Origin of the sequence: Brevundimonas sp. MF30-B (assembly GCF_004683885.1) — a bacterium.
Classification (GTDB): Bacteria; Pseudomonadota; Alphaproteobacteria; order Caulobacterales; family Caulobacteraceae; genus Brevundimonas.
Map to the genome: position 1 here is coordinate 2,155,949 of NZ_CP038440.1, position 15,878 is coordinate 2,171,826.

A 15,878-nucleotide genomic window follows, 5' to 3' on the forward strand; every position below is an offset into this window, starting at 1 on the left:
TCCTTAGGTCGCTACGCAGAAGCCGGAGCGGCGTCGGTGACCGAATAGGCCATGATCCCCGTGGCTATGGCCAGGTTCAGGCTGTCGGCGCGTCCTCGCATGGGAACCTTGACGTTGACATCACAGGCGGCGGCCAGGCGATCAGTCAGGCCAGCCTGCTCGTTGCCCATCAGGATCAGCGCAGGGTGAGCGATTTCGGCCTCGCGATAGCCGACGGTGGCGTCCAGGCGCGTGCCGACGACCGAACCGGGCCATTTGGCGCGCCACGCCAGAAAGTCCTCGACCGAGGTCCGGCAAATGGCGACGGCGAATACCGATCCCATCGTCGCCCGCACCGCCTCGACCGAAAACGGATCGACGCAGTCGCCGATCAGAATGACCCCGCCGCAGCCCGCCGCGTCGGCCGTGCGCACGATGGTTCCCAGATTGCCGGGGTCGCGCACCTGCTCCAACGCGATCCAAGCCGGGGCGCTGTCGGCCTCGATCGCGTCCAGAGGCGTGAAGGCCTGGTCGAACACGCCCAGCACCGTCTGGGGGTTTTCTCGACGGCTGATCTTCTCCAGGATCGGAAAGGTGACGATCACGATCTCGCCGCCGGCCTTGAGCGTCTCCTGGCGGGCGCGGTCCAGCAGCGGGTGTGGACGTGCGTCCTGGCCGACCAGCAGCAGGCGCGGGGCGCGGCCCTGATCAAGGGCCTCGCCGATGAACTTCAGCCCTTCGGCCAGGAACTGGCCGGTCGCCTCGCGGCCTTTACGCATATGCAGGGCGCGCACGGCCTTGACCGTGTCGTTGGTCAGGGATGTGATCAGCCGCTCGCTCATCGCACGGCCTCCCAGCGCGAGAAGAAGCTGAGGCCGATGGCGCGCGCGTCAGCCCCATCCTCGCTCAGCGCCAGCTCGCCCCATTCGATGCGCCCGCCGCGCCCTGCCGTCGCCTCGTCCATCAGGTGCGCTAGTGACAGGCCCGATATGCGCGCGGCGTAGGCGTTCAACAGCAGAAAGTCCGCATTGTCGGACAACAAGGCGGCGCAATCCGCCAGCAGGCCGGGCAGGTCCTCGAACAGGCGCCAGACCTCGCCTGTGGGACCCCGACCGTACTTGGGCGGATCCAGGATGATGCCGTCGTACTTCGAACCGCGGCGCACCTCGCGCGCCACGTATTTCCGCGCATCCTCTACGATCCAGCGAATGGGGCGGTCCGACAGGCCGGACTGTTCAGCGTTCTCGCGCGCGTAGTTCACCGACTTTTTCGACGCGTCGACGTGGGTGACCTCGGCGCCGGCCGCTGCGCAGGCCAGGCTGGCGACGCCGGTGTAGCCGAACAGGTTCAGCACGCGCGGCCGCTTCAGTCCCCGGATGCGCTGGTCCAACCACTCCCAGTTGGCGGCCTGCTCCGGGAAAAAGGCGAGGTGGCGGAAGGGGGTGAAGCGGCCGGTGAAGCGCACGTCGCGCCACGCCAGCGGGAAGGTCTCTACCGACCGGCCGGAGAAGCGCCAGCGGCCGCCGTCGTCCTCGTCCTGCGGATCGAATACGGCGTGGGCGGCGTCGAAGGCAACTGGATCGCGCGGCGCCCAGACGCACTGAGGCTCGGGTCGCACGACCGTATGGGGACCGTACCGCTCCAGCTTGCGGCCATGGCCGCTGTCCAGCAGGGCGTAGTCGGGCCAGGCGCGCGTCATCAGGACCTGGGGCTGGGCGGCGAGACGGTTGGACATGGCCGCCTCGATAGGCGCTCAGGCCGCCTGCCGTCCAGCACTGGGCTGAATCTCAGGTTCGCCGTGATCCCGGTCGGCGCGATGCGGCGTCTTGTCCCAAGCATGCGGTTCAGTGACCACGCGAACGGTTGCGTGAACCATCGCTAGGCTCGTGAGCGCCCAGTAAAGCGGCGCCTGCAGCATATCCCGGATCCCGTAGCGCGCCCCCGCCCGCACGGCCCCCAGCTTGCACGTCAGCCAGGCTGCGCCTGATCCCAGCGCGAGCACGATCATCGCCTCCACAGGCACCAAGGGCGAGAGACCCGCCGCCAACGGAACCAGGAGGGCGGCCGTCAACCAGGCCAGAGCCGGCCCATGCGTGATCGCCGATGCGACGGCCATGCCAAGGGTGGCGATGAGTCCGAGAAGCCCCCTCGCCCCCAGACCGTTCAAGCGACGAGTGTGCACCCCAACGGTCTGGAGATATCCCTTGAGCCACCGGGTGCGCTGGGGCAGCCACGCGTGCAGGCCGTCGGGCGGCGTCTCGTAGGTGGGGCGAGTGATGACGCCCAAACGTCCGCCGCGTCGCCATAGCCGAAAGCCGAGATCAGCGTCCTCAGTCACGTTGAAAGGATCCCATCCGCCGGCCGCTCTCAGAGCGTCGACGCGGACATGATTGCTCGTTCCACCCAAGGGAAACGGCAGGCCCAGCGCGGCCATGCCGGGAAGAGCGACTTCGAACAGCCCGGCGTACTCCGCTGCAAACTGGCGGTCCACGAATGTCGAAGGGCTCTTGGCGCGTCGGCGAATCCGCAAAGGCGCCTGGAGCGCCACAAGATCGGGTTCGGCCATGAAGCGTCCCGCCGCCTCACGCAGTTGCTGCGGGTCGGGATCATCCTCGGCATCATAGATGGTGACCAGTTCCCCAGATGACCTGGCCAAGGCGTGATTGAGAGCACGCGGCTTGGTGCAGGGGCCGCCCGGAGGCACTACCTGCACGGACAGCCAATCCGGCCGCTGTTCGGCCAGAACGGCGGCAAGCGTCGCGGCGTCATGCTCTTCCAGCACGATGAAGCCCTCTAGGCGATCGGCCGGATAGTCGATCTGCGTGAGGGCTTCGATCAGCAGAGGCGCCACCTCGGCCTCGTCATGCAGCGCAGCGATAATGGTGTAGCGCGGCCATTGCTCGGGTTCCGGAGCCGGGGACGGTCGGCGAAAGCTCGCCAGGCACAGCGCCACGCGCCATGCGGCGGCGGCCGCGAACCCGCACCACAACAGGTAGAGCATCGCCCGACCGAGGGCGAAGGGCGCGGCAAAAAAGAGGGTTAGGACCACGGTGACGAACATGCACAGAACCGCGATCTGGCGTCCGGTGAGACCGCGCAGCGAGGCGCTTTCGCTCGGATCAGGGCTGATCAAGGCGGCTTGGACGACTTCAACCCGACCGTGCATTTTTCTCCGCTCCCAGCCCGACTTAACCGCTAAGCTGTGAGCGCGGTCAGGGCAAGCGGTTGCGGCTCTGCGCGCGGCCCGGCTATGGATGCGGCATCGGGTCGCTGGCCCGCCGGAGGAGATTAAGAGTGTCGAGCCCCGCCCCTGCCCGTTCGGCACGCAAGCCCAAAGGTGAGGGACACGCTCGACGCGCCGAGATTCTTGAGGCGGCCGAACGCATCTTCGTCGAGTACGGTTATGAAGGCGCGACCATACGCAAGATCGCCGAGGCCGTCGGCCTGTCGTCCACAGCGCTCTACATGCATTTCGCCGACAAAGACGAAATCCTGCACGAGATCTGCCGACAGGCCTTCGAAACCTTGATAGCCCGCAACCAGATCCAGTTCTCTCAGCCTATGACGCCCGAGGCGAAGCTGCGGCTGATGCTCGAGGATTACGTTCGGTTCGGCTTCGAACAGCCCAACGCCTACCGATTGATCTATCTGACGCGTCCCCAAGAGGCGGATGCGGCGCGCAGTGCGGCCGCCGAGATCGGCGCGGAACTGTATCGGTCCTTCGAAGCGGTCGTGGCCGAAGCGGGTGCGGCCGGCCGATTGAGGGGGGAGGTGCGCCCGACCGCCCAGGCCTTGTGGGCCGGAACGCACGGCGTCGTATCCCTGATGATCACCAAGCCCTATTTCGACTGGGTGGACCGCGACACCCTGACCCGCACCCTGCTGAATGGACTGTTCAACGGTTTGCTTAAGTCGTGATCCGCTGCGTCCTCGCGATCGCGGCCACGCTTGCCGGCGCCCCGACGGCTGTCCAGGCTGAGCCTTTGCGGGTCATGGCGCTGGACCAGTGCGCAGATCAATATGTGCTGGCGCTGCGGCCCGATGCGGCGCTGATCCTTTCTCCACGCGCCGACGATCCTGACTCGCAGATGCGCGCAATGACGTCAGGGCATCGCCTGGCGCGCCCCACGCTCGAGACCGCCGTGCTCGCCGAGCCCGACGTGGTGGTCCGATATTGGGGGGGTGACGCGAGAATGCTTGCGGCGTTGGAGCGCTCGAGCGTTCGCACGGTGACTATCCAGGACGCTTCGGACTTCGCGGGCATTCGCCGAAATCTGCGTGACGTCGGCCGGGCGCTCGAGGCCGAGGAGCGCGCAGAGGTGCTGATCGCGCGGATGGACGCCCGTCTGACAGGCGCTGCGCGGGCGCAAGAGCGGTCGGCGGTCTATCTGACGGCGGGGGGATTCACTGCGGGTCCGGGCACGCTGATCGACGCCATGATGCGCGGCGCCCGGCTTATCAACCAGGTAGAACGTGCAGGCTTCAGTCCTATCAGCGTCGAGAGGCTTGCGCTGGCGCCGCCAGCCGCATTCGTACTGGGCTTCTTCGACCAGGCGCGCGCCGACTGGCGCGGCGCTGGCCGTCACCCGGTCGCGCGGCGGCTGGCGGAACGCCGAGTGGTGGCGCGTCTCCCCGCCGCCTTGCTGACATGCCCCGCTTGGTTCGCCGCCGAGGCGACCGCCATGATGGCCGAAGGCCCCAGCCGATGAGCCGGCTTTCGCTTCTGCTGGCCACAGTCCTTGCCGCACTGATCGTGTGCGCCGTCAGCTTCGGAGAAGCGCCGCTTAGTCTTGCTCAGTATCGCCAGGCGTTCACCGATCCTCTGAGCGGGCCCGGACTGGTGATGTGGCAGGTGCGGGCGCCGCGCGCGGCCTGTGCGGCTCTGGTCGGCGCGGCGCTGGGTCTCGCCGGCGCCGTCCTGCAGGGCCTGCTTCGCAATCCGCTGGCGGATCCGGGCGTGCTGGGGGTCTCCGCGACTGCGGCTCTGGCGGCGGCCCTGGCGATCGTAGCGGGAGCCGCTGTCGCGCCGGGCGTTGTGGAAGGCGCAGCCTTGCTGGGCGCCGGGTCGGCTGGCGCGCTTCTAGTGGCGGTGTCGATGCGCGTCCGCGCGCCCGAAGCCCTTATTTTGTTCGGGGTCGCCCTTTCGGCCTTCGCGGGAGCCGCCACCGCGCTGATATTCAACCTGTCGCCGTCTCCGATCGCCAGCGCCGAGGTGATGAACTGGTTGCTGGGCTCGGTCCAGAACCGCAGCTGGACTGATGCGGCTTGGGTCGCGCCGTTGCTGGCGGCGGCCGGCCTGCTGGCGCGCGCGGCTGCGCCGGGGCTGCGCATGCTGACTCTGGGCGAGGAGACGGCCGCGACGTCCGGGCTCGCCATGGGAAGAATCCGCGTCCTCGCGCTTGCCGGGGCGACCTTGGCGGCAGGGGCGGCCGTGGCGGTGTCCGGCGTCATCGGCTTTGTCGGTCTTGCCGCTCCGCATCTGGTTCGCGGCCTCGTCAGAGGCGACGCAGGCCGCATTCTGACGCCTTCAGCTTTGGTGGGCGCCTGCATGCTTACCGGGGCGGACTTGCTGGCGCGCATCACTCCTACGGAACAGGAGCTCAAGCTTGGCGTCTTCACCGCCCTTGTCGGAGCCCCGCTTTTCGCCTTCATCGCATGGCGCGCGGCAAAGGAGTGGCGGTTGTGACCGCGCTCGGCTTGATCGATGCGTCGGCGCGCATTGATGGTCGACGTGTCCTCGATAATGCGCGTTTCGCAGTCCGGTCAGGCGAGGTCGTCGCCGTGGTCGGTCCGAACGGCGCCGGCAAGTCCAGCGCGGTGCGCGCGCTCGTCGGCCTGCTGTCCCTCGACAAGGGACAAGCGCTGCTCGGCGGCGATGAAATCCGGACCATGACGACGCGCCAACGCGCCCGACGCGTGGCGTATCTTCCTCAGGAACGTCGCATCACCTGGAATCTCCCGGCCTCCGAAGTCGCTGCTCTGGGCGCGCCCTTCCTGTCTGGAGGGGCAGCGCTGACGCGGGCGCATACCGCACTAGATCGTTTGGAGATTGGTCACCTGGCCGACCGCGGGGTGGCGGAAATGTCGGGCGGAGAGCGCGCACGAGTCCTGCTTGCACGCGCTCTCGTGTCAGAAGCCGACGCGCTCGCCGCCGACGAACCCCTGGCCGGCCTGGATCCCGACGCGCAGCTGCTGGTGGCCGAAGTTCTGCGCGACAAGGCAAGGCAGGGGGACGCCGTCCTGCTCACCTGTCATGACCTGACCTTGGCCGCGGGGCTGGCGGATCGGATCATCGTCATGGACCACGGCGCCGTCGTGGCCGACGCGGCGCCCGCTCAAGCGCTATCGGTCGACGTCCTGCGCTCGACGTTCAACCTGGATGCGCATTGGGTTTGCGACTCTGGCATGTCGCTGCTGGCCGCCCGCCGCAGATAGAGGGACCTTCTACATCCGGAACACGCCGAAGCGCGTCTCGGGGATGGGGGCGTTCAGGCTGGCCGAGATGGCCAGGCCCAGAACGTCACGGGTCTGGACCGGATCGATGATGCCGTCGTCCCACAGCCGGGCGGTCGCGTAATAGGGATTGCCCTCGTCCTCGTAGCGCTGGCGCACGGGGGCCTTGAAGGCCTCGGCCTCTTCCGGCGTCCAGGTTTCGGCGTCGCGGTGGACGGTGGCCAGCACCGAGGCGGCCTGCTCGCCGCCCATCACCGAGATGCGGCTATTGGGCCAGCTGAACAGGAAGCGCGGCGAATAGGCGCGGCCGCACATGCCGTAGTTGCCGGCGCCGAAGCTGCCGCCGATCAGGACGGTGAACTTGGGCACCTCGGCGGAGGCGACGGCGGTGACCAGCTTGGCGCCGTGCTTGGCGATGCCCTCGGCCTCGTATTTGCCACCGACCATGAAGCCCGAGATGTTCTGCAGGAACAGCAGTGGAATCTTGCGCTTGCAGGCCAGTTCGATGAAGTGCGCGCCCTTCTGGGCGCTTTCGGAGAACAGCACGCCGTTGTTGGCCAGGATCGCGACCGGCTGGCCCCAGATGCGGGCGAAGCCGCAGACCAGGCTGGTTCCGTACAGGGCCTTGAACTCGTCCAGCTCGGAGCCGTCGACGATGCGGGCGATGACCTCGCGCACATCATAGGGAGCGCGGACGTCGTCAGGGACCAAGCCGTAAAGCTCCTCCGGGTCGAACAGCGGCGCGCGCGGCGCGCGCACGTCCAGCGGCTGAGGCTTGATAGTGTTCAGATTGGCGACGATAGAGCGCACGATCTCCAGCGCATGCTCGTCGTTCTCGGCCACGTGGTCGACCACGCCGCTCCGTCTGCCGTGAGTCTCGGCGCCGCCCAGCTCCTCGGCCGAGATGACCTCGCCGGTCGCGGCCTTCACCAGCGGCGGGCCGGCCAGGAAGATGGTGCCCTGATTGCGCACGATCACCGTCTCGTCCGACATGGCCGGCACATAGGCGCCGCCGGCCGTGCAACTGCCCATGACGCAGGCGATCTGGGGAATTTCGGCGGCGCTCATTCGCGCCTGGTTGAAGAAGATGCGGCCGAAGTGGTCGCGGTCGGGGAAGACCTCGGCCTGGTGCGGCAGATTGGCCCCGCCGGAATCGACCAAATAAACGCACGGCAGGCGGTTCTGCTCGGCGATCTCCTGGGCGCGCAGGTGCTTCTTGACCGTCAGCGGGAAGTACGCCCCGCCCTTCACGGTGGGGTCGTTGCACACGATCATGACCTCGCGGCCCGAGACCCGGCCGACGCCGCAGATCATGCCGGCGCCGGGCGCCTCATCGTCGTACAGGCCATTGGCGGCCAGCTGGCCGACCTCCAGGAAGGGCGAGCCGGGGTCCAGCAGGCGCTCGACCCGATCACGCGGCAGCAGCTTGCCGCGCGAGACATGGCGCTCACGCGATTTTTCCGGACCGCCCAGCGCGGCCTTGGCGATCTTTTCCCTCAGCTCCTGGGCCAGAGCGCGGTTATGGGCGTCCAGGGCCTTGAAGCCGGGGCTGGAGCGATCGAGAGCGGAGGTCAGACGAGGCATGGCCAAGGTCTAGCGAAGCCCGCCCCTCACGAGAAGAAAAAACGCCCCGGAGACGGTGCTCCGGGGCGTCGATTTGCGAGTTTGAAGTCCGACCTACACGATCCTGCCGGACGCCAGCACAGCCAGCAGCAGCAGGGCCACGATGTTGGTGATCTTGATCATCGGGTTCACCGCCGGACCGGCCGTGTCCTTGTAGGGATCACCCACGGTGTCGCCGGTGACGGCGGCCTTGTGCGCCTCCGACCCCTTGCCGTGGACCACGCCCGCCTTGTCGGTGAAGCCTTCCTCGATCACCTTCTTGGCGTTGTCCCAGGCCCCGCCGCCCGACGTCATGGAGACCGCGACGAACAGGCCGGTGACGATCACCCCCATCAGCATGGCGCCCAGGGCGGCGAAGGCGTTGGCCTTATCCGGCTGGATGAACAGCACCGCGACGAACAGCACGATCGGCGACAGCACCGGCAGAAGCGAGGGCACCACCATCTCTTTGATCGCCGCGGAGGTCAGGATGTCCACGGCCTTGCCGTACTCGGGCTTGGTCTCATAGGTCATGATGCCGGGGTTCTCGCGGAACTGGCGACGCACCTCGGCCACAACGGATTCGGCCGCGCGGCCCACCGCCATCATCGACATGCCGCCGAACAGGAAGGGCAGCAGCCCCCCGAACAGCAGACCGACGACGACGTAGGGATTGGTCAGGCCGAAATCGATCGGCCCCATCCCCGCGAAGAACGGATAGGCCTCGGCGTTGGAGGCGAAATACTCCAGGTCCGAGGTGTAGGCGGCGAACAGCACCAGCGCCCCCAGGCCCGCCGAACCGATGGCGTAGCCCTTGGTCACGGCCTTGGTTGTGTTGCCCACGGCGTCCAGGGCGTCGGTCGAGTGGCGCACGTCGGCCGGCAGGCCCGCCATCTCGGCGATGCCGCCGGCGTTGTCGGTGACTGGACCAAAGGCGTCCAGCGCCACGATCATGCCCGCCACGCCCAACATGGTCGTGGTGGCGATGGCGATGCCGAACAGGCCGGCCAGCTGGAAGCTGGCGATGATGCCGACGATGATCGTCAGCGCCGGCAGGGCGGTCGACTCCAGCGAGACGGCCAGACCCTGGATGACGTTGGTGCCATGGCCCGAGACCGAGGCGTTGGCGACCGACCGCACAGGGCGGAAGTTCGAGCCGGTATAGTATTCGGTGATGACGACGATCGCGGCGGTGACCGCCAGGCCGACGACGCCGGACCAGAACAAGCTCATGGGCGTGATCGACAGGCCGTTGGCCGTCTCAACGACGCCCGGGACCAGGCTGTTGATCACCCACCAGACGGCGCCGACCGACAGCACGCCCGTCACGATCAGCCCCTGATACAGGGCCCCCATGATGTTGTTCTTCTTGCCCAGGCGCACGAAGAAGGTGCCGATGATTGAGGTCACGATGCAGATGCCGCAGATCGCCAGCGGCAGCAGCATCATCGCCTCAGCCACGCCGGGATCGTTGCGGAAGAAGATGGCGGCCAGGACCATGGTGGCGACCGTGGTCACCGCATAGGTCTCGAACAGGTCCGCGGCCATGCCGGCGCAGTCGCCGACGTTGTCGCCCACATTGTCGGCGATGGTGGCGGCGTTGCGGGGATCATCCTCGGGAATGCCGGCCTCGACCTTGCCCACCATGTCGCCACCCACGTCGGCGCCCTTGGTGAAGATGCCGCCGCCCAGCCGCGCGAAGATCGAGATCAGCGAGGCCCCGAAGCCCAGCGCGACCAGGCCGTCGATGACCTCGCGGCCCACGCGGTCCAGTCCCATGAATTCGGTCAGCACGGCGTAGTAGCCGGCCACGCCCAGAAGCGCGCCGCCCGCCACGAACATGCCGGTGATGGCGCCCGAGCGGAACGCCAGGTCCAGGCCGCCGGCCAGGCTCCTGGAGGCGGCCTGAGCGGTGCGGACGTTCGCTCTGACCGAGATCAGCATGCCCGCGAAGCCTGCCGCGCCCGACAGGACCGCGCCGATCAGGAAGCCGACCGCCGCATAGGTCCCGATAAGAAAAAAGGCCGCGATGAGAATCACGACCCCGACCATTCCAATCGTCATGTACTGCCGCCGCAGATAGGCGGAGGCGCCTTCCTGAATCGCCGCGGCGATCTCTCTCATCTTGTCGTTGCCGGCGTCGGCCTTCAGCAGCGCGGCGGTCTGGACGGCGCCGTACAGCACCCCCAGCGCGCCGGCCGCGATGACCAGCCAAAGATAGTTCGTCATGGCGTTTCCAAGCCCTCGTGCAAAAAGACGCACGGATCCTTGGCGCGGCGGGCGTTATCGCCTCTGTCCGCCTTCCGGTCCCCCCGTGCGGTACGGACGCGATCGTGCGTCCCGCGGGAATTGCGGCGGAACCGTGCCATAGCGCGACATGAGGACGCAACCGTCCCTGACAGGGGTTATCAGCCTGCGCGGACCCCGCTGCGGCGGCGTGGCGTCTGCGAGATGATTTCGGCGCGTACGACCGACCCGCGCCCGCCCGCCGTCACGCCCGCACGCACGATGGCCGCCGCCAGGGCGCGCTCGTCCAGCCGGGTCCAATCCCCCGCCACGGTGAAGGGCGTGCGGTGCGCCGCCTTGACCAGGGCATCGCGGATATAGGGCTCCTTGGGCCGCATCTGCTCGGGCGTCTTGCCAGAGCCCAGATGCAGACGCACCGCCACGAAGACATAATTGCGGATACGACCGTCCTCGATCACCGGCAGGCCGACGCCGGCGATGTTCAAGGTGGCCGGTCCTGAAGGGCCCTTCTTGTCGCCCGCATACCCAGGACCAGCGGCCAGAGCAGCGCCGGAGGCGGCGGTCAGGGCGAGGAGAGCGCGGCGATCCATGCCGCACGTTACCAGCGTCGCGTTGACGAAGCCTTGCTACTCGGCGGCCAGCGCGGCGGCCCGTTCGGCGTCCAGCCGGCGCGTCAGGCCCGCATGCTGGTCCCAAAGAGCTTTCGGCAGGCGGTCGCCGAACCTGGCGTAAAAGGCCGGAATCAGCGCGGCTTCCTCGGTCCAGACCTCGGCGTCCACGTCCAGCAAGGTCGCCAGCGCCTCGTCCGACAGCTCAAGCCCGTCCAGGTCCAGCGCGTCAGGCGTGGGGGTGCGGCCGACCGGCGTGTCCAGCGCCTCGGCCTCGCCGTCGATGCGTTCGGCGATCCACTTCAGCACGCGGGCGTTGTCGCCGAAGCCCGGCCAGACGAAGCGGCCGTCCCGGTCCTTGCGGAACCAGTTGACGAAGAAGATGCGCGGCAGTTTCGCCGGGTCCCGGCCTTCGCCCATCTTCAGCCAGTGGGCGAAGTAGTCGCCCATGTTGTAGCCGCAGAACGGCAGCATGGCGAAGGGATCGCGGCGCAGCTCGCCGACCTTGTTTTCGGCCGCCGCGGTGCCTTCGGACGCCACGGTCGAGCCCATGAAGACGCCATGCTCCCAGTCAAAGGCTTCGGTCACCAGCGGCACGGCGGAAGCCCGCCGGCCGCCGAACAGGATGGCGTCGATCGGCACGCCCCGGGGATCTTCCCACTCGGGCGCGATGGCGGGGCATTGGCCGGCGGGGGCGGCGAAGCGGGCGTTCGGATGCGCCGCGGGCTCGCCTGACGCGGGGTCGTGGGCCGCGCCCTTCCAGTTGGTCAGGCCTTCGGGCGCCGTCTTGGTCAGGCCCTCCCACCACACGTCGCCGTCGGCGGTCAGCGCCGTGTTGGTGAAGATGGTGTTGGAGTTCAGCGTGGCCAGGGCGTTCTGATTGGTGTTGCGGCTGGTGCCCGGCGCGACGCCGAAGAAGCCGGCCTCCGGGTTCACCGCATACAACCGGCCGTCCTCGCCGAAGCGCATCCAGGCGATGTCGTCGCCCACCGTCTCGGCCTTCCAGCCGTCGAGGCTGGGCTGAAGCATGGCCAGGTTGGTCTTGCCGCAGGCCGAGGGGAAGGCGGCGGCGACATACTTTTGGCGGCCCTTCGGATCCGTCAGCTTCAGGATCAGCATATGCTCGGCCAGCCAGCCTTCGTCGCGGGCCATGATCGAGGCGATGCGCAAGGCGTAGCATTTCTTGCCCAAGAGCGCGTTGCCGCCATAGCCCGAGCCGTAGGACCAGATCTCGCGCGTTTCGGGGAAGTGGACGATCCACTTGTCATCATTGCAGGGCCAGGCCACGTCGGCCTGCCCTTCCGCCAGCGGCGCGCCCAGGGTGTGGATCGCCGGCACGAAGACGCCGTCGTCGCCCAACTGCTCCAGGGCGGCTGCGCCCATGCGGGTCATCACGCCCATCGACACGGCGACATAGCCGCTGTCGGTGATCTCGACGCCCAGCGCGCTGATCTCCGAGCCCAGCGGACCCATGCAGAAGGGCACGACATACATGGTCCGCCCGGCCATGCAGCCGTCGAACAGGCCGTCCAGACGCGCGCGCATCTCGGTCGGTTCGGCCCAGTTGTTGGTCGGGCCGGCGTCAGCCTCGTTTTCCGGGCAGATGAAGGTGCGGCTTTCGACGCGGGCCACGTCGCGCGGGTCCGACGCGGCGTAATAGCAGCTCGGGCGCTTGGTCTGGTCCAGAGCCTTCAGCGTGCCCCTGTCGACCAGATCGGCGATGATCGCGGCCTTTTCCGCTTCGGAGCCGTCGCACCAATGCACGCGCGCGGGCTTGGTCAGAGCGGCGATGCGGCCGACCCATTCGATCAGACCGGCGTGACGGGTGGGTGCGGGCGACAGCCCGGGAATCGAGTCGAGGGAATTCACCTGAACGCTCCTGAACCTGAGAGCGGCCGGCGATCTGAGGCCGCCGTGCCGACAAGACCATGCGCCCCCGATTCCGGATCACGCAATGTTTCAGGGCCAATGACACTCGGGGCGACGCTGCGTCAACCTGTGCACGCTTCTCCCTCGTGGAAAGGACCCGGGAGCTGGCTTCGGCATTTTTTCGTCGCCGCGCGGCCAAGCGGCGGCTATCCGACAGCGATGATGCAGACCCTGTCCGAACCACCGCCCGACGCCCCATTGTCCCCGGCCGCAGAGCGGAACACGGGGCCGATCCTCGAGGTGCTGAAGGCGCATCTGCCGGCGCAGGGCAGCGTGCTTGAGATCGCGGCCGGCACGGGCCAGCACGCCTGCGCCTTCGCGAGGGCCCTGCCCGGCCTGGACTGGACGCCCAGCGATCCCGATCCCGAGGCGCGCGCCAGCATCGCGGCCTGGCGCGGCGTGTCGGACGCGGCGAACCTGCGCGAACCGCTGGCGCTGGATGTGAGGGAACGCCAGTCGTGGCCGGACCGCCAGTGGTCGGCCATCGTGTGCATCAACATGGTGCACATCAGCCCGTGGTCGGCCACGGAAGCGCTGATGGAGATGGCGGGGCGTACCCTGGCGCCCGCCGGCCTTCTGGCCCTGTACGGCCCCTACCGCGAGGCGGAGACGCCGCTGGCGGACTCAAACGCCGCGTTCGACGAGAGCCTGAAAGCACGGGACCCAGCCTGGGGCTTGCGCGACCGCGACGACGTGATCGCCGAGGCCAAGGCCCGAGGCCTGGCCTTCACGCTGCGAAAGGCCCTGCCGGCCAACAACCTGATGCTGCTGTTCCGGCGGGCCTGACGCTCAGACGAGTCAGCTGATCGCGCCGACCACGGCCGCGAGCTGCGCGCGGTCGTTCATCAGGGCGACCTTGCCATTGTGGAAGGCGGCGCCTTCGGCTTCGGCCGACACTTCAAGACGCTCGGCGACCAAGGCGACCGCATCGCCGAAGGCCAGGATCGGCAGATCCTTGGCGCGCGCCGCGTCGACGAGCGACAGCACGGCGGCCATCGAGGCCTCGTCCGTCGAGCCACCCGGGATGACCAGGCCCTTCACCGCGCCGCTGGTGATGTCGGAAACGGTGGCGGTCGGCAGCACCGTCACGCCGCTGGCGCTCAGGCTGGCGTCACCGGTGGACATCGGAGCCAGAGAGACGCCTTCACCGCGCAACGCGGGCTCCATGTCTCCAAGCGGGCCGAAATCCATGTCGCGCCGCATGACCAGACCCATGCGCAGGCGGGTCGGAACGGGGCGGTTATAGCCGGTGCGGGAACGGGGGCCGGATGATGCGTTGCGTTGAGCGTACAAGACGTCTCCTTCGAGGGTTGTCGATCAGTATTTGACCATCCGATCATCAGAGATCGGACGAAGACCAAGCGAACTGTCTCGAAAACGAGAGGCGGCGCGTCTCGGCCGAAACCGGACGCGAACTCGACCGGTTCGCTGGAATGGTGGGGATATAGGGCGATCAACGCTCGATTTCAACGCCGGGCGGGTCAGGATATTGTCGATGATCTCATTGTTGCGGGCTCTTGCGGCGACGGGCCGCCCGACCGTACACAACCGCCCGCACGGGAACCCGATCATGGCCTTCATCCGCACCTACGACGGCGACGAGCCGGTGCGCCTCAACAAGTGGCTGGGTCAGTCCGGCGTCTGCTCTCGCCGCGAAGCGGAAGCCCTGATTGCCTCCGGGCTGGTCTCCATCGACGGCGAGACGGTCACCGATGCGGGGCGCAAGATCAGCGCCGGCCAGACCCTGACCCTCAGCGACAGCGCCCAGCAGGCCCTGGCCGAAGGCGTCACCATCGTGATGCACAAGCCGCTGGGCTACGTCTCGGGCCAGCCCGAGCCGGACAAGATCCCGGCCGTGCGTCTGCTGACTGCCGAAAACCTGATCGGACCGGGCGAGCCGCCGGCGCGCGACGCCTCTCTGCCCCCGATCGGCCGGCTGGACGAGGATTCGCGCGGCCTGCTGCTGCTGTCATCGGACGGCGTGGTCGCCAAGGCGGTGATCGGCCCTCAGTCGGACCTGGAGAAGGAATATCTGGTCCGCGTCGCCGGCAACGTCACCGAAAAGGCTCTGGCCACCCTGCGTCACGGCCTGATGCTGGACGGGCGGGTGCTGCGCCGCGCCCGCGTCAGCCGCATGGATCCGCACCGCCTGCGCTTCATCCTGAAGGAAGGCCGCAACCGCCAGATCCGCCGGATGTGCGAGATGGTAGGCTTGGAGGTCACCGACCTGCTGCGCATCCGCATCGGGCCGATCCGTCTGGACAATATGCCCGAAGGCCGCTGGCGCCTGCTGACGCCGGACGAGCGCACGGCCCTGACGCAGCCTCTTCCCGCGCCCGCGCCTCGGTCTTAAGTCACACCCATGAGCCTGCGCCCCCTGTTCGTCACCCAGGTTTATGAAGCCTCCCTCGCCTCCGGCCGGGGCTTTCAGGCCTTCAACGCCGGCCTGATCGACGCCTGCCGAATGCTGGCCGAAGAGGATCAGGCCGGCCGCCGCTGGTGCCGCGCGAACGGCTATCGCGGCTACACCTCCTACGGCTCGCTGACCGACCTGCCCCAGCGCATGCCCGAGTTCGCGGAGCTGAAGCGACACCTGGACAAGCACGCCGCCGCCTACGCCGCCCTGCTAAACTTCGATCTGGCGCGCAAGCCGCGGCTGGACAATCTGTGGGTCAACATCCTCAAGCCCGGAGGCGGCCACACCGGCCACATCCATCCTCACGCCTTCCTGAGCGGCACGGTCTATGTCGATGTCCCCGACGGCGCCTCGGCGCTGAAGCTGGAAGACCCCCGTCTGCCGATGATGATGGCCCGCCCCGGCGTCATCGCCGACGCGCCCGAGGCCGAACGTCCGTTCGTCTACCTGGCCCCCCAGGCCGGCACGGTGCTGATGTGGGAAAGCTGGCTGCGCCACGAAGTCCCGACCAACGCCGCCCGCGCCGACCGCATATCGATCAGCTTCAACTACGCCTGACGCCTTCAAACCGCCCCGCCGGGGCGCTAGCGGTTTGCCCATCCGGCGCGCAATCGCTACATCCCGCGCCAACCTCCCCATTCGAT

15 protein-coding genes are annotated in these 15,878 nt (G+C 68.0%); 7 read left to right on the top strand and 8 right to left on the bottom strand.

Going from position 1 to position 15,878, the window contains the following annotated elements; translation table 11 throughout:
• Positions 1 to 11: 11 nt before the first annotated feature.
• The 3 genes from E4M01_RS10920 to E4M01_RS10930 are packed head-to-tail and all read right to left on the bottom strand — an operon-like array spanning position 12 to position 3,145.
• Entirely contained in the window at positions 12 to 821 is an 810-nt protein-coding gene (locus E4M01_RS10920) for an RNA methyltransferase (protein ID WP_135064811.1), read from the bottom strand.
• A complete protein-coding gene (locus E4M01_RS10925) occupies positions 818 to 1,714 on the bottom strand; it encodes a class I SAM-dependent methyltransferase (RefSeq protein ID WP_135064808.1) in 897 nt (298 codons plus the stop codon). Before E4M01_RS10925 ends, E4M01_RS10920 begins: the two co-directional genes overlap by 4 nt.
• Positions 1,715 to 1,732: 18 nt before the next feature.
• Positions 1,733 to 3,145: a glycosyltransferase family 2 protein gene (locus tag E4M01_RS10930; protein WP_245158290.1), complete on the bottom strand. Its 1,413-nt coding sequence runs from the start codon at positions 3,143 to 3,145 to the stop codon at positions 1,733 to 1,735.
• 128 nt (positions 3,146 to 3,273) lie between these two features.
• Here E4M01_RS10930 and E4M01_RS10935 point away from each other — a divergent pair, with 128 nt between their 5' ends.
• From E4M01_RS10935 to E4M01_RS10950, 4 genes are read left to right on the top strand one after another with little or no spacing between them, the layout of a single operon-like run.
• On the top strand, positions 3,274 to 3,897 hold the full coding sequence (locus E4M01_RS10935; RefSeq protein ID WP_135064805.1) for a TetR/AcrR family transcriptional regulator: 624 nt from the start codon (positions 3,274 to 3,276) through the stop codon (positions 3,895 to 3,897).
• Positions 3,894 to 4,688, top strand: coding sequence for an ABC transporter substrate-binding protein (locus E4M01_RS10940; RefSeq protein WP_245158289.1), 795 nt, complete (start codon positions 3,894 to 3,896; stop codon positions 4,686 to 4,688). Before E4M01_RS10935 ends, E4M01_RS10940 begins: the two co-directional genes overlap by 4 nt.
• Positions 4,685 to 5,665, top strand: a complete 981-nt coding sequence (locus E4M01_RS10945; RefSeq protein WP_245158288.1) for an iron ABC transporter permease — start codon at positions 4,685 to 4,687, stop codon at positions 5,663 to 5,665. Before E4M01_RS10940 ends, E4M01_RS10945 begins: the two co-directional genes overlap by 4 nt.
• Positions 5,662 to 6,414 carry an ABC transporter ATP-binding protein gene (locus tag E4M01_RS10950; protein ID WP_245158287.1) on the top strand — a complete coding sequence of 251 codons (753 nt, stop codon included), beginning with the start codon at positions 5,662 to 5,664 and terminating at the stop codon, positions 6,412 to 6,414. Before E4M01_RS10945 ends, E4M01_RS10950 begins: the two co-directional genes overlap by 4 nt.
• Positions 6,415 to 6,423: 9 nt before the next feature.
• Here E4M01_RS10950 and E4M01_RS10955 read toward each other — a convergent pair whose 3' ends face one another.
• The 4 genes from E4M01_RS10955 to E4M01_RS10970 all read right to left on the bottom strand — a co-directional run bounded on the left by E4M01_RS10955 (position 6,424) and on the right by E4M01_RS10970 (position 12,758).
• On the bottom strand, positions 6,424 to 8,016 hold the full coding sequence (locus E4M01_RS10955) for a carboxyl transferase domain-containing protein (protein WP_135064796.1): 1,593 nt from the start codon (positions 8,014 to 8,016) through the stop codon (positions 6,424 to 6,426).
• Positions 8,017 to 8,109: 93 nt separating this feature from the next.
• Positions 8,110 to 10,263 carry a sodium-translocating pyrophosphatase gene (locus E4M01_RS10960; RefSeq protein ID WP_135064793.1) on the bottom strand — a complete coding sequence of 718 codons (2,154 nt, stop codon included), beginning with the start codon at positions 10,261 to 10,263 and terminating at the stop codon, positions 8,110 to 8,112.
• Positions 10,264 to 10,442: 179 nt separating this feature from the next.
• Positions 10,443 to 10,871 (bottom strand): hypothetical protein, encoded by a 429-nt coding sequence (locus E4M01_RS10965; protein WP_135064790.1) that lies wholly within the window; start codon positions 10,869 to 10,871, stop codon positions 10,443 to 10,445.
• A gap of 36 nt (positions 10,872 to 10,907) precedes the next feature.
• Positions 10,908 to 12,758: a phosphoenolpyruvate carboxykinase (GTP) gene (locus E4M01_RS10970; RefSeq protein ID WP_209316030.1), complete on the bottom strand. Its 1,851-nt coding sequence runs from the start codon at positions 12,756 to 12,758 to the stop codon at positions 10,908 to 10,910.
• A gap of 219 nt (positions 12,759 to 12,977) precedes the next feature.
• Between E4M01_RS10970 and E4M01_RS10975 the strand changes: the two genes are divergently transcribed.
• Complete coding sequence (locus E4M01_RS10975; RefSeq protein ID WP_245161283.1) at positions 12,978 to 13,604, top strand: DUF938 domain-containing protein; 627 nt, start codon at positions 12,978 to 12,980, stop codon at positions 13,602 to 13,604.
• Positions 13,605 to 13,616: 12 nt separating this feature from the next.
• Here the strand turns inward: E4M01_RS10975 and E4M01_RS10980 are convergent, their stop codons facing one another.
• Positions 13,617 to 14,111: a hypothetical protein gene (locus tag E4M01_RS10980; RefSeq protein ID WP_245158285.1), complete on the bottom strand. Its 495-nt coding sequence runs from the start codon at positions 14,109 to 14,111 to the stop codon at positions 13,617 to 13,619.
• A gap of 277 nt (positions 14,112 to 14,388) precedes the next feature.
• On the opposite strand from E4M01_RS10980, the gene E4M01_RS10985 reads away from it, so the two are divergent.
• Together E4M01_RS10985 and E4M01_RS10990 are read left to right on the top strand one after the other, a co-directional pair.
• Positions 14,389 to 15,171: a pseudouridine synthase gene (locus tag E4M01_RS10985; protein ID WP_135065165.1), complete on the top strand. Its 783-nt coding sequence runs from the start codon at positions 14,389 to 14,391 to the stop codon at positions 15,169 to 15,171.
• 9 nt (positions 15,172 to 15,180) lie between these two features.
• The gene (locus E4M01_RS10990; protein ID WP_135064787.1) at positions 15,181 to 15,792 is read left to right on the top strand and encodes a TIGR02466 family protein; all 612 of its coding nucleotides are present in this window, start codon (positions 15,181 to 15,183) and stop codon (positions 15,790 to 15,792) included.
• Positions 15,793 to 15,878 lie beyond the last annotated feature (86 nt).

Bases quoted from the DNA above. Each gene is read 5' to 3' on its own strand.
- E4M01_RS10920 (WP_135064811.1), bottom strand. From the start codon at position 821: ATGAGCGAGCGGCTGATCACATCCCTGACCAACGACACGGTCAAGGCC.
- E4M01_RS10925 (WP_135064808.1), bottom strand. From the start codon at position 1,714: ATGTCCAACCGTCTCGCCGCCCAGCCCCAGGTCCTGATGACGCGCGCC.
- E4M01_RS10930 (WP_245158290.1), bottom strand. From the start codon at position 3,145: ATGCACGGTCGGGTTGAAGTCGTCCAAGCCGCCTTGATCAGCCCTGAT.
- E4M01_RS10945 (WP_245158288.1), top strand. From the start codon at position 4,685: ATGAGCCGGCTTTCGCTTCTGCTGGCCACAGTCCTTGCCGCACTGATC.
- E4M01_RS10955 (WP_135064796.1), bottom strand. From the start codon at position 8,016: ATGCCTCGTCTGACCTCCGCTCTCGATCGCTCCAGCCCCGGCTTCAAG.
- E4M01_RS10960 (WP_135064793.1), bottom strand. From the start codon at position 10,263: ATGACGAACTATCTTTGGCTGGTCATCGCGGCCGGCGCGCTGGGGGTG.
- E4M01_RS10965 (WP_135064790.1), bottom strand. From the start codon at position 10,871: ATGGATCGCCGCGCTCTCCTCGCCCTGACCGCCGCCTCCGGCGCTGCT.
- E4M01_RS10975 (WP_245161283.1), top strand. From the start codon at position 12,978: ATGATGCAGACCCTGTCCGAACCACCGCCCGACGCCCCATTGTCCCCG.
- E4M01_RS10985 (WP_135065165.1), top strand. From the start codon at position 14,389: ATGGCCTTCATCCGCACCTACGACGGCGACGAGCCGGTGCGCCTCAAC.
- E4M01_RS10990 (WP_135064787.1), top strand. From the start codon at position 15,181: ATGAGCCTGCGCCCCCTGTTCGTCACCCAGGTTTATGAAGCCTCCCTC.